Below are 12,616 nucleotides of genomic sequence, written 5' to 3' on the forward strand. Positions count from 1 at the left end.
AGGTAGATTTAATTAAAATTGGAAGATTACAAGTTTCTAAGCCTCTCCCAACTGATATGAGGCCTGTTTTAATGATCACTTTTTCGCGCAAGATAACGAACTGCGTTACCTATCTGCTCTTTTAAGGTGGCGGGTTTGGCATTGCAGCCATGCAGTTTATGCACTTCTCAAAACGATTGAAAAGGCGGAAACTTCATATTGGGAGGAAGGTAAAAAAGCACAGCACATCCTGAAAAGAGGTGTGCTGCACATAAGGGGATACCATCATGAACAACCTTCGTACCCAGTTTTCCCGTTGGATGCAGTATCGCGAAAATCTGCGCGAACTCAGTGGCTGCAGCGACCGCGAGCTTTATGATCTCGGTCTGTCACGTACCGATATTCACCGCGTTGCACGCGAGGCAGCCTTCGCCTGATTTCTCAGACGAAACTTTCTCCAGGATGTCTGCAGGTTTCAAACGTCACCTGGTCGCTTAAAGCGGATGTGGATGCTGTCGTCGGCAAGATCGAAGCCGGCATAGTTGCGCTGGAAGGCGATGAGTGCGTCGTTGACGCCTTTTGAATAGTCGTCTTCCTGCACCTCAACGTGGTGCCGGTAAATGATCCTGTCGCCCTTATAGAATATAACCTGACCTTCCATGATGGCCTCCTCTTAAAGCCGTATGGGTGATGGGCGCATTATAGCTCCCCTTGGCGTCGGTGTATTCAATTGAGATAGGCGCGCGGGTGCGGGTTTCAAGCCTCGTGATGGGTGTTTTCATGCTTGCATAGCGTGAGCCAGGCCCGTGCGGCATGGGATAAAAACGCACCCTTTCGCCATATCAGGGCCATGTCCCAGTTCAGTTCCGCGCCTTTGATCTTATGGATGCGGACATCGGGGTGCTTGCGCTGTTCAGCAATCATTTGTGGCAGAAAGCCAATACCCATACCAGCGGCTACCAGTTCCACGATAAAATCGATCTGGCTGGAACGCATGGCAATGTTCGGGGACAATCCGTGCTGATGGCATGCATCGAGAATGATATGATTGAGGGCGAAGCCGCTTTCAAACAGAATGAAGGGCAGACTGGCAATGTCTTGCAAAGGGATGCCGCCATTATCGGCGAAGGTGTGGCTGGCAGGAAGCAGTGCCACCACCGGCTCCCGACGCACCGCCTGCCATTCAAAATTGCTTTCGAGCGACAGAAGCGAAGCGGCAAGTTCGATATCGCCTGCAAGAAGCAATTCCTCCAGCCGCCTGCTACCATGCTCGACGAGCTGAATGTCGATATCCGGGTAAAGTTTGGTAAAGGTCGCAAAGACCGGGGCGAACAATACACTCGAACCGATGGGTGGCAATCCGAGGCGCAAAAGACCGCGCTTCAGCCCGCGCAACTCGCCAAGCTCAGTCAGCATGTCGTCCTTTTCCGTCAGCATAGCCAGTGCGCGCCGATAGACGATTTCACCTGCGCTTGTCAGACGGGGAGGGGTGGTTTCGCGGTCCAGCAGAATGATTTCGAGTTCGTCTTCGAGCTGCCGCACCGTCTTGCTGACGGTCGATTGTGTAGCATTGATGGTACGGGCCGCGGCGGAAAAGCCGCCCTGCCGCACCACTTCCACGAATGCCTGAAAGCCACGTAAGTTCATAAGCTATTCTATAATGGAATAGCTGCAATGAAATCAATTCATTTCTGGAATATCGATTTCGGGCCTATATTGGTTTCACAAATACCAGCATTGGAACATGACCATGAATGCCCATAACCTGATGATCCGTTTTCGCTATGCGCTGCACAACAGCCGCTTGATGCAGATTGCGACGCTGGTCGGTTTCTGGTTGGCCGGTGAGGCGTTTGTTCGTTTAAGCGGTCTGCCACTGCCTGGCGGCATTGTTGGTATGGCGCTGGTTTTGGCGTTGCTTCTGAGTGGACGTGTAAGCCTATTCAGCATGAAGCGCGGTGCTGAATGGTTTCTTGCTGAAATGCTGCTGTTCTTTGTGCCTGCAGTTCTGGCAGTTCTGGAACATCAGGAACTGCTCGGTATGCTGGGTGTGAAGATTATGGCGGTCATTCTGGTTGGAACTCTGACCGTTATGACTGTGACGGCACTGACTGTAGACTTCTGCTATCGTCTGAGCGCTCGCTATGCCACTAAGTAACCCCTATGTGGCGACACTATTCTGGTCGGCGGCTACGATCCTTCTCTATCTTGCTGCAAAGCGCGTTTATCGCCGTTTTCCCATGTGGTGGCTGACGCCGCTTGCGATCACTCCACTGCTGCTGATGGCCTTGCTTATCGGCCTTAATGAAAACTACCGCGGCTATTTCAGTGCGACGCATTGGCTGGTCGCGCTCCTTGGCCCGGCAACGGTGGCCTTTGCCATTCCCATCTATCAGCAACGCGCAACTATTCGTCGTTACTGGCCGGTTCTGCTGGTTGGTGTCGTGGTTGGCAGCTCTTCTGCGATGCTTTCGGCCTGGGGGCTTGCGCATCTTCTTGGATTGAATGACGCTATAAGCCTCAGCCTGATGCCGCGCTCCATGAGTACACCTTTCGCCATGACGGTTTCCGGCGATATTGGCGGGACGCCTGATTTGACAGCCATCTTCGTGGTGCTGACCGGTGTATTCGGTGCAGCGCTGGGTGAGGTGATGCTCAACTGGTTGCCGCTTCGCTCGGCTCTCGCGCGCGGCGCACTGTTCGGTATGGGCGCGCATGGGGCTGGTGTTGCCAAGGCCCATCAGATCGGCAGCGAGGAAGGCTCGATTGCAGGTCTCGTCATGGTTCTGGTCGGTTTGGTCAATGTTTTGGCTGCGCCGTTCATCGCCCAGCTTCTCTGAAGTGCTGATTTTTCAGCATATTTTGTTCAATATGCTTATAATATAAGCATATTGTGTGCGTTTGTGTTTCTGCAACAATCTTAAGCATCGGCGTATTTGCATAACTGATATGCGTTATTGACCGTTGTTGAATAAAGAGGCTGCGGGTAATTATTAGTCATCGGGTTCACTCCTCCTCCCAGAACCCGATGCGGGATACGGCACTCCTCCTCCCAGCCGTATTCAAGATCAGGCCGCGCATCCTCCTCCCGCGCGGCCTTTTTCTTTTCTGAACCTCCCCAAATGCTGAACTGTTAACAGTGCGTCGCCGCACAGCCCCATGGGCATTCGAGCCAATGTGAACTATCTCTCGGGTAACTTCACATTTGCGGTGATTGTCTCCGTCTGAGAGACTTGCCGCCACGAAACGCGGGAGATTGCAATCATGACCAGTGGGATCCATCACCTCACGCTGATTACGCGCAAGGTTCAGGCCAATGTCGACTTCTATGCTGGCTTTCTCGGTCTGCGTATAGTCAAGCGGACAGGTGGATTTGAAGATGCGGAACAGCTGCACCTGTTCTATGGCGACCGTTCTGGAACGCCGGGGTCTTTGATCACTTTCCTCGTCTGGGAAGATGGTGCAAGGGGCCGTGTCGGTCATGGTCAGGTTAGCGAAATTGCCCTTGCGATCGACCGCACCTCGGTCGGCTTTTGGCTGGAGCGGGCATTGCGCTATCACGTGCAGTCTGAAGGTCCGGTACAGGAATTTGGCGAGCCGGTGCTTCGCTTGCGCGATCCGGATGGCGTTATCGTCAAGCTGGTCGGCAGCGATCTTGCAGCCAATGACGCATGGGTTTCAGGCGATATTCCTGCGGAACATGTTGTGCGCCGGATACGCTCGGCAACCATTTTGTCTGAGGCACCAGAACAGACAGTTGGCTTCATCGAACGCTATTTCGGTTTCCGCGCTCAGGCCAGGGAAGGCACGATTGATCGTCTGGTCTCTGATTCAGGCGATGTGATTGACGTTCGCGATGCAAGTGGCTTCTGGCCGGGTATTCCCGGAACAGGCATTGCTGACCACGTGGCGTTTCGTGCGGCTATAACGGATGATGTGACAAAGCTTGAGAAGGAGCTTTCAAAGCTTAACTCCAGTGAAGTCAACGTACATGACCGTAAATACTTCACGTCGCTCTATGTCCGTGAGCCGGGCGGAACCCTGTTTGAATTTGCCACCGATGCTCCCGGCTTTACCCTGGATGAACCAGTGGAATCGCTGGGTCGGGTTCTGTTCGTGCCACCGGGCAACGAGCAGCAGGCGGATGCGATCCGATCCCGTATGCCGCAATTTGGCTTGCCGGGTGAGGAAAGGGTGATCTATCGCGATTTGCCTTTTGTGCATCGTATCCATCAGCCGGAAAACCCGGATGGCAGTACGCTTGTTCTGCTGCATGGCACCGGCGGCAATGAAAACGACCTCATGCCGCTTGCTCGTCTGGCTGCACCGCGCGCAACGCTTCTGGGTGTTCGGGGACGCAGCACGGAAGAAGGCATTCAGCGCTGGTTTCGCCGTTTCGATCTGAAACGGTTCGACCAGGAGGACATTCGGTCTGAGGCCGAGGCTTTCGAGGCTTTTGTCGAAGGTGCGATTGTTGCCTACGGTATTGATCCGGAACGGACTGCGTTCATTGGAAACTCCAACGGCGCCAATCTGCTTGCGGCCTTTATGCGGCTCCATCCACATGTCGTACGCAAAGCCGTGTTGTTGCGTGCAACGGACGTTCTGGAAGAGCAACCGGTTGCGGACCTTTCGGATGCTAAGATTCTGTTGCTCAACGGGATTGGCGATCCGTTTGGCGATGCATCCGGCAAACTGGAGCAAGCCTTGCGGGCTGATGGTGCAGAACTTGATGTTCTCTCCACCGAAGGTGGTCATGGACTGACAGATGAAGATGTTCGTCTGGCTGGTGAATGGCTGCAGCGCAAGCTCTGACCTCTGTATGTTAAACCCCAAAAAAGGCCGCCGGAGAAATCCGGCGGCCTTTTGTATTAATCAAGTGGCTTCAAGCCCTTTTCAATTGCCTGGCGCTTTCCTTCAAGGAAGGGTGGTAGCGACAGGTTCTCTCCGAGACTTTCCAGCGGTTCATCAACTGCAAAGCCGGGACCATCAGTTGCAATTTCAAACAGCACACCATTGGGTTCACGGAAGTAGAGCGAGCGGAAGTAATAGCGCTCGACTTCACCGCTGGATGGGATGCGGAAAGCCCGGAGGCGATCCACCCATTCCTGCATGGTTTCCTGATCCGGTGTGCGGAATGCAACATGGTGCACGGCACCTGCGCCCTGACCGGCTGGTGATAGATTGGGCTGCACGGCGATATGCAGTTCTGCGCCGGCACCACCTGAGCCCATTTCAAACACGTGGACATGGCCTTCGCCATCGGGCGAAGCATAGTCACCGGCTTCACGCATGTTCATTACCTTTTCCAGCACGATTTTTGTCGGTGCCAGATCGGGAACGCTTAGCGTAATGGGACCAAGGCCGCGTATCTGCCGCTCAGCAGGAACCGGACTTTTCTCCCAGCTATGTGCTGCACCGGTGCCTCCATCATCGGTCAAACGCAGGCGCTGACCTTCCGGATCCTCAAAATCGAGCACTGCGCGACCAGCAACTTCGAATATATCGCCGGTTTCGATGCCCTTTTCATTGAGGTGGTTGCGCCACCAGTCGAGGCTTTCAACGCCGTTTACGCGCAATCCGGTACGGGAAACGCTATGCGTGCCACGCCGTTCACGCTGTACGGGCCAGTCGAAGAACGTGATGTCGGTTCCTGGAGATGCCAGTCCATCGGCGTAAAACAGATGGTAGGCGCTGGTATCGTCCTGATTGACCGTCTTCTTGACGAGGCGAAGACCAAGCGTGTCTGTATAGAAGCGCCTGTTGCCAGGTGCATCTGCGGTGATGGCTGTCAGATGATGCAGCCCTGTGAGTTGTGGGGTAAGGTCTGAAGTCATTTTGTGTCCTCCTGCGCATAAATGAAATTGTTTGCACTGTTGGTTCCAATATTGGGCGCAAGAGGCGTGCGGGAAAGTGTTGGTTACGGAAACAGTGTGTAACCGAGAAGCCGCAGCAACAGCATCTTTCCACAGGCCCTGACAATTAGGACTTGGCTTATCCTCTCAGGTAAAGAATATATTAACTGCACGCCTCGCCTTGGATTGGCGTTATCTGGGTTTGGATTTTGTCAGGAGAGTTGGGTTTTGCGGAGCATCATTCGTCGTACTGCCCCGGCATTGCTTGTCTGTCTGACCCTGATCGCGGGCTGTGCCAGCCGTCCTGACGGCGTCCTTATTCCAGTTGCGGAAAGTGTGCCGGGCGCATCGAAGGTCGATCTTATGGTGGCGACGACCCGTGCACCGTCCGGTAATCCCGGAACGCTGTTTTCCGGTGAACGTGATCAGGAAATTAGCCTGACGGAGATTATGGTTTCCATCCCGCCAGAAAAGAACCGCAAGGTTGGTGAGGTTCAGTGGCCTAAAAAGCTGCCAGCCAATCCGCTGAAGGATTTCACGACCGTTGAAGTAAAAGCGATCAACACGGAAACCGGCGCGCGACAATGGCTTGATCATAGCCTGCCGAAATCCCGTCGGGTCATGGTTTTTGTTCACGGCTTCAATAATACTTATGAGGACTCGGTCTATCGCTTTGCGCAGATCGTGCACGATTCTGGCGCTGAAGTAGCGCCCGTCATTTTCACATGGCCGTCGCGCGGTAGCGTGTTCGATTATAATTACGACAAGGAAAGCACGAATTATTCGCGCGATGCGCTGGAAACGACCCTGCGCAAAATCGCCGAAGATCCGCGTGTGAAAGACATCACCGTCATGGCCCACTCCATGGGCAGCTGGCTGACGGTTGAGGCGCTGCGTCAGATGGCGATCCGCGATAAGCGTGTCAATCCGAAGATTTCCGACGTCATTCTTGCGTCGCCTGATCTTGATGTGGATGTATTCAATAAGCAGTTCAGCGCCATGGGTAAGGACCACCCACGGTTCACGCTTTTCACGTCACGCGATGACCGTGCACTGCGCGCTTCACGCTTCATCTCCGGCAATGTTGACCGACTTGGGCAGATTGATCCTTCGGTTGAGCCGTACAGGTCACAGCTTGAAAAGGCTGGCATAACTGTTATCGATCTGACCCAGCTTAAAGCCGGTGACAGGCTCAATCACGGCAAGTTTGCATCAAGTCCTGAGGTTGTTCAGCTGATCGGTCAACGTCTCGTAACAGGCCAGACTATCACCGATTCTGATATCGGGTTGGGCGAACGGCTGGGTGCTGTTGCACTTGGTACTGCGCAAGGCGTGGGCAGTGCCGCCTCGCTCGTCGTGAGTGCGCCGATTGCAGTCTTTGATCCGAATACGCGCCGAACCTATGATGAGCAGATTGATAGGTTTGGTAGAACGGTTAGCAATACGGTGAGCGGTACAGTCGGAAACTGAGGTTTTTCGCTCTTCTCGGATATTCACTAACAAAAGTGCTGTTGTCATATTTGAGGGCGCGCTATAGGACTGGCGACTAAAATCCGGTTGCTGGCAGGGAGATCCTCATGCAGATCATCCATACGATTGAAGATTTGCGGCAGGCGCTTGGCGCCGCACGCAAGAGCGGTAAAACCATCGGTCTCGTGCCGACGATGGGCTATCTTCACAAAGGGCATCTCGAACTTGTTCGCCGTTCACGTGCGGAAAATGACGTCACGGTCGTTTCGATTTTCGTCAATCCGCTGCAATTCGGCGCCAATGAAGATCTCGACAAGTATCCGCGTGATCTCGAACGTGACGCAAATCTGCTGCGCCATGCAAATGTGGATTTCCTTTTTGCACCTGCGGTGTCGGATATGTATCCGCGCCCGATGCAGACCGTGGTGGACGTGCCGACACTTGGCAACCAGATGGAAGGTGAGGCGCGCCCCGGCCATTTTGCAGGCGTCGCAACAGTTGTCAGCAAGCTTTTCAACATTATCGGCTCTGACGCTGCTTATTTTGGCGAGAAGGATTTTCAACAACTCGTCATCATTCGCCACATGGTCGAGGATATGGCGATCCCTGTGCGTGTGGTTGGTGTTGAAACCGTGCGTGAAGATGATGGGCTCGCCTGTTCGTCACGCAACGTCTATCTGACATCCGAGCAACGCGCGGCTGCGATCATCGTGCCAAAGGCACTGAACGAAGCTGAGCGACTTTATCGTTCCGGCATCGACGATCCGGAAGCATTTGAGGCTGCAATCCGTGTGTTCATTGAAACGGAATCGCTGGCGACACCGGAAGTCATCGCATTACGCGATCCTGAAACGCTGGAGCGTCTGACTTCGGTACAGGGCAGGCCGGTCCTGGTGGCGCTTTTTGTGCGGCTCGGTTCAACGCGCCTTCTTGATAATCGGGTGATAGCGTTTAAAGCGCAGGAAAAGGCAGCCTGAAATGAGCGCGACTGTTAAAAAGAAGCGCCTTTCGCCAAAGGCGATTGAAGCGATGAAGGGTGAGCGCCCGATTGTCAGCCTCACGGCCTACACGACGCCAATTGCGCGCCTGCTCGATCCACATTGCGATTTGCTTCTGGTGGGCGACTCGCTTGGCATGGTGCTTTACGGAATGGATTCGACCCTTGGCGTTACGCTCGACATGATGATTGCGCATGGGCAGGCGGTTATGCGTGGCGTCGAGCATGCTTGCGTAATTGTTGATATGCCCTTCGGCTCTTATCAGGAATCGAAAGAGCAGGCTTTCCGCAACGCAGCGCGCATCATGCAGGAAACAGGCTGCGACGGCGTGAAGCTTGAGGGTGGCGAGGAAATGGCCGAGACGGTTGAATTCCTCGTTAAACGTGGCATTCCGGTCTTCGGCCATGTCGGGCTGATGCCACAACAGGTCAATACGGTCGGCGGCTTTCGCTCGCTGGGCCGCGATGATGAGGAAGCCAATCAAATTCGCCGCGATGCACAGGCAATTGCGGATGCAGGTGCTTTTGCGCTGGTAATAGAAGGCACTTTCGAGCCATTGGCTCGTGAGCTCACTAAGACGCTGACAATTCCAACAATTGGTATTGGTGCGTCATCCGCCTGCGATGGCCAAATCCTTGTATCAGATGATATGCTGGGACTGTTTCAGGATTTTACACCGCGTTTCGTCAAGCGCTTTACCGAGCTTGCTCCGCAGGTTTCTGATGCCGCAAAATCCTATGCGGAAGAAGTGCGCGCGCGGTCTTTTCCGGGGCCTGAACATGTGTTTGGCGTTAAGAAATAGCTGAGCCTAAGATCTGACTGCTTTCAAAAACAGATCCTGCACGCCGCGAACCATTTCATCGCGTTCTGTGATGTTTGAGCGGATGATGAAGTCGTCGACCGCGCCATGCAATGCATGGAAGAGAAGTGTTGCCAGCAAGCGTGTGTTATCGATCTTCCAGATTCCCGCAGCTTGACCATCTCTCAGAAGTTTTTCAAGTCGAAGGACGGCCGGGTTTTCCTGCTTCACATGCCGCATGGGTGGGTGAAAATCATAAAAAACCAGATCATGCACGCGGTAATTATCGAGATAGCCTGCGACCCCGGTCGCGGCCCAGGCCGAAAGACGCCCGTTCCAGTCACCCATCGGTACTGCGTCCAATTCCCTGTCGAGGTCTTCGCAATAGGATGTAACAAACCGCTCACGCAGCGCGGTCAGAATATCATCCTTGCTGCGAAAATGCAGATAGAATGTGCCCTTGGCAACATCGGCTTTGCGTACGATCTCATCGACGCTTGTTGCCGCAAAGCCTTTTTCCAGAAAGATCGTTTCAGCAGCCGCCATCAGCTCGCTACGGCGTATCTCGGCCGGTTTCGTGCGGGGCTTGGGCTTGGCTGCTGGCAAATCTATGTCTCCAGTTTTGTGCGGATCGCTACTCTGTCAAAGGCAAGCTGATTGGGACGCACAACTCTGTCTTCGAGCCAGTGCAGTGCTGCATCCACATTAGAAAATGTTCCTGCTGGCACGCGAAACAGCTTTTCCGCATCCATACGACTTGCTTCCTCATACACGGATTCTGGCACGATGCTAATCATCGCCATAACCTGATTGCGGATACGTTCGGCATTTTGCTGAAACCATTGTTTGATTTCGCGTGGAGCGCCATCTGGATGAACAAGTGCTGCCTCGTCAACAAAGCGACGAATGGCAATGAACGGCTTTCCTTCATCCAGCCATGCGTTCCAGCTGTCGAAAAACGCACGCACGTCTTCAATCGTAGAGGGGCCTTTGGCAAGGGTAACTATGTAAGGCCATTGTTCTGTATCGTGTAACATAGGATCTCGCTTCTGCCGCAGCAGTCTTGGAGCGCATCCCGAAAAGTGTGAAACGGTTTTCGGAGAAGATGCGCGTTAACATTGGACCGTGCGCATCCCGAAAAGTGTGAGATGATTTCGGGATAACACGCTAAAAAACAAACAGTCAGATCGAACTGCGCTCTAAACCAGCCGCAGCGCTTATCTTTGGTTGATTTTTGAGGACGACAACCTGAAAGACCTGCACGCACACTTTAGCCGACCTTTCAGGCTGTTGCTTTGACTGACTGATAGTCAGTCAGTTATAACTGCCATGTAAATATGAATATTGCAATCATGTTTTTTCATATGTGAGATATGAGCTGGCTTTACATGATCCGAAGATTAGAGCACCGGGCGTCCTATAGGACGCCCAAAGGTCGCTCTAACCCTTTAAAATCAGGGCATAATTCCTTAAACTGATCCAAGTTTAAGGAATTATGCTCTAGAGAATTTCCTGTTTTGATTGAATCATTGGAAATTCTCTATCCATTTGTTTTTAAGCGCATCTTTTTCCGAAAACCGCTTCGCACTTTTCGGGATGTGCTCTAGACTTCACAGCTGTATCGCGTGGAGAAAGCCTGCTCGCAAATTGCGAGCAGGCCCCATGTCACCTGCAGTGAACAACGCTCTGCCAATAGTGATAAAGCGCTGCAATATCACCGCCGGTCAAAATAGGCATGGCGCCCTTCAACTGATCGTCGGACCAGTCCCACCACTGCATTTCCAGAAGCATGCTGACGCTTGCTTCGTTGAAACGCGAACGGATTGTGCGGGCAGGGTTGCCACCGACAATCGCATAGGGTTCTACGTCGCGCGTGACCAACGCTCGCGTGCCAATGATTGCACCGTGGCCGATCTTCACACCGGGCATGATGATGGCTTCAGAGCCAATCCACACATCATTGCCGATGACTGTATCGCCAGAGGGAGCGTAGCCGTTCTCAGCACCCGTAAATATGTCCACTTCTGGCATGAAGAAGAACGGGAAGGTGCTGATCCAGTCGTGTCGATGACCCTGATTGCCCGCCATGATAAAGGCGGCACCCGATCCGATTGAGCAGAAGCTGCCGACGATGAGCTTGTCGGCACCTTCATCGGGCAGGAGAAAGCGGGCGCAATCGTCGAAACTATGGCCATGATAATAGCCGGAATAATAGCTGTAACGCCCTACGATGATGTTTGGATGTGTGACCTGCTTATCGAGGGTGATTCCCTTAAACGGGCTTTCAAAGTAATTTTTCATGAGAGTGCTCACTGCATCAGGCATATCCGGCAAAAGTGACGAAGCAGCTTTGTTTGGGATAATGCGTAATCGCCGATCAGATCGGCATTTGTCCGCTTGCGTATATGCAAACGAAAACCCCGCAAGAAACCGTGTGGTTGCTTACGTTCATGCTCCCAGTGATGAAACTTGTGATGAAATCACAGGAGCGCGATGCAGGGGGTACTCGAACACTTTATCATGGCTGTGAGCATAGTGCTGGTGCCGGATAAAGCAAGATACGAAAAATAAGGGCGGCACTTTGGCCACCCTTTTAAACATCGCCTGAGCGCAAAGTCTTACTTTTCGACGAAAGCCTTTTCGATGACGAAGTGACCGGCTTCGCTTTGGCTACCTTCTTCGAGGCCAAGGCCTTCGAGAATCTGGCGCATGTCGGCAAGCATTTCCGGGCTTCCGCAGAGCATCATGCGGTCGTCCTGTTCGGAGAACTTTGGCAGGCCCAAATCCTCGAAAATCTTGCCCGAGCTGATCAGATCCGTAAGACGACCCTGATTGCGGAACTCTTCACGGGTCACAGTCGGATAATAAATGAGCTTCTCGCGCACCATCTCGCCGAGGAATTCATCTTCCGGCAGTTCTTTGGTGATGAGGTCTGCATAGGCAAGCTCGTTCACTTCACGCACGCCATGAACCAGGATGATTTTCTTGTAGCGCTCATAGGCTTCAAGATCGCGGATGATTGAGAGGAACGGTGCTAGGCCGGTGCCCGTCGAAAGCAGCCACAGATTGTCACCCGGAATGAGATTATCATAAAGCAATGTGCCGACCGGCTTCTTACCGACGAGAATCTTGTCGCCCTCTTTCAGATGCTGCAAGCGCGACGTCAGTGGGCCGTCCTGCACCTTGATCGAGAAAAATTCGAGCTGTTCGTCGTAGACGCTGGAAGCAATCGAATAAGCGCGCAACAGCGGTTTGCCGTTCACTTCAAGGCCGATCATGATGAACTGGCCGCTCTGGAAGCGAAAGCCCTGGTCGCGCGTGGTGCGGAAGGAAAACAGCCTGTCGGTCCAGTGGTGAACGTCAAGAACGGTTTCCTGATTAAAATTGCTGCTCATTGTCGGAACTGTCTCTGTTTCGCTTTTCACGGTGCTCGCTTCTCAAGAAGCGAGCGTTCTAATCGCAATCATAGGGGATCGCGTCTGGCTGCCTTCAGGGTGGCTTCCGCGAGGTCGTGA

General features: G+C 53.3%; 14 protein-coding genes. 7 read left to right on the forward strand and 7 right to left on the reverse strand.

Going from position 1 to position 12,616, the window contains the following annotated elements; genetic code table 11:
* Positions 1–266: 266 nt before the first annotated feature.
* Entirely contained in the window at positions 267–416 is a 150-nt protein-coding gene (locus ACSME1_RS08960; RefSeq protein WP_084486813.1) for a DUF1127 domain-containing protein, read from the forward strand.
* A 38-nt stretch (positions 417–454) separates the two neighbouring features.
* Here the strand turns inward: ACSME1_RS08960 and ACSME1_RS08965 are convergent, their stop codons facing one another.
* Together ACSME1_RS08965 and ACSME1_RS08970 are read right to left on the reverse strand one after the other, a co-directional pair.
* Complete coding sequence (locus tag ACSME1_RS08965; protein WP_105705377.1) at positions 455–640, reverse strand: hypothetical protein; 186 nt, start codon at positions 638–640, stop codon at positions 455–457.
* Between the two features lie 95 nt (positions 641–735).
* Positions 736–1,626 (reverse strand): LysR family transcriptional regulator, encoded by an 891-nt coding sequence (locus ACSME1_RS08970; protein ID WP_105705375.1) that lies wholly within the window; start codon positions 1,624–1,626, stop codon positions 736–738.
* A 103-nt stretch (positions 1,627–1,729) separates the two neighbouring features.
* On the opposite strand from ACSME1_RS08970, the gene ACSME1_RS08975 reads away from it, so the two are divergent.
* The 3 genes from ACSME1_RS08975 (at position 1,730) to ACSME1_RS08985 (ending at position 4,794) form a co-directional block, all read left to right on the forward strand.
* Entirely contained in the window at positions 1,730–2,137 is a 408-nt protein-coding gene (locus ACSME1_RS08975; protein WP_036567364.1) for a CidA/LrgA family protein, read from the forward strand.
* Positions 2,124–2,819: an LrgB family protein gene (locus tag ACSME1_RS08980; RefSeq protein WP_024897790.1), complete on the forward strand. Its 696-nt coding sequence runs from the start codon at positions 2,124–2,126 to the stop codon at positions 2,817–2,819. The genes ACSME1_RS08975 and ACSME1_RS08980 overlap by 14 nt, the downstream gene beginning before the upstream one ends.
* A gap of 424 nt (positions 2,820–3,243) precedes the next feature.
* Positions 3,244–4,794 carry a VOC family protein gene (locus ACSME1_RS08985; RefSeq protein ID WP_024897789.1) on the forward strand — a complete coding sequence of 517 codons (1,551 nt, stop codon included), beginning with the start codon at positions 3,244–3,246 and terminating at the stop codon, positions 4,792–4,794.
* 56 nt (positions 4,795–4,850) lie between these two features.
* Here the strand turns inward: ACSME1_RS08985 and ACSME1_RS08990 are convergent, their stop codons facing one another.
* A complete protein-coding gene (locus ACSME1_RS08990) occupies positions 4,851–5,816 on the reverse strand; it encodes a ring-cleaving dioxygenase (RefSeq protein ID WP_105705373.1) in 966 nt (321 codons plus the stop codon).
* A gap of 246 nt (positions 5,817–6,062) precedes the next feature.
* Here ACSME1_RS08990 and ACSME1_RS08995 point away from each other — a divergent pair, with 246 nt between their 5' ends.
* The 3 genes from ACSME1_RS08995 to panB all read left to right on the forward strand — a co-directional run bounded on the left by ACSME1_RS08995 (position 6,063) and on the right by panB (position 9,104).
* On the forward strand, positions 6,063–7,304 hold the full coding sequence (locus ACSME1_RS08995) for an alpha/beta hydrolase (protein WP_105705371.1): 1,242 nt from the start codon (positions 6,063–6,065) through the stop codon (positions 7,302–7,304).
* A 107-nt stretch (positions 7,305–7,411) separates the two neighbouring features.
* Positions 7,412–8,281, forward strand: a complete 870-nt coding sequence (gene panC / locus ACSME1_RS09000; RefSeq protein WP_105705369.1) for a pantoate--beta-alanine ligase — start codon at positions 7,412–7,414, stop codon at positions 8,279–8,281.
* Position 8,282: 1 nt separating this feature from the next.
* A complete protein-coding gene (gene panB, locus ACSME1_RS09005; protein ID WP_105534759.1) occupies positions 8,283–9,104 on the forward strand; it encodes a 3-methyl-2-oxobutanoate hydroxymethyltransferase in 822 nt (273 codons plus the stop codon).
* A 6-nt stretch (positions 9,105–9,110) separates the two neighbouring features.
* On the opposite strand, the gene ACSME1_RS09010 is transcribed toward panB, so the two are convergent.
* The 4 genes from ACSME1_RS09010 to ACSME1_RS09025 all read right to left on the reverse strand — a co-directional run bounded on the left by ACSME1_RS09010 (position 9,111) and on the right by ACSME1_RS09025 (position 12,496).
* Positions 9,111–9,707, reverse strand: coding sequence for a TetR/AcrR family transcriptional regulator (locus ACSME1_RS09010; protein WP_036566672.1), 597 nt, complete (start codon positions 9,705–9,707; stop codon positions 9,111–9,113).
* A gap of 2 nt (positions 9,708–9,709) precedes the next feature.
* Complete coding sequence (locus ACSME1_RS09015; protein WP_105705367.1) at positions 9,710–10,138, reverse strand: hypothetical protein; 429 nt, start codon at positions 10,136–10,138, stop codon at positions 9,710–9,712.
* A gap of 628 nt (positions 10,139–10,766) precedes the next feature.
* Positions 10,767–11,402, reverse strand: coding sequence for a type B chloramphenicol O-acetyltransferase (gene catB / locus ACSME1_RS09020; protein ID WP_024896062.1), 636 nt, complete (start codon positions 11,400–11,402; stop codon positions 10,767–10,769).
* A 317-nt stretch (positions 11,403–11,719) separates the two neighbouring features.
* On the reverse strand, positions 11,720–12,496 hold the full coding sequence (locus ACSME1_RS09025) for a ferredoxin--NADP reductase (protein WP_024896063.1): 777 nt from the start codon (positions 12,494–12,496) through the stop codon (positions 11,720–11,722).
* Between the last annotated feature and the right edge of the window lie 120 nt (positions 12,497–12,616).

The organism is Brucella pituitosa, assembly GCF_965577835.1.
Taxonomy (GTDB): domain Bacteria; phylum Pseudomonadota; class Alphaproteobacteria; order Rhizobiales; family Rhizobiaceae; genus Brucella; species Brucella pituitosa.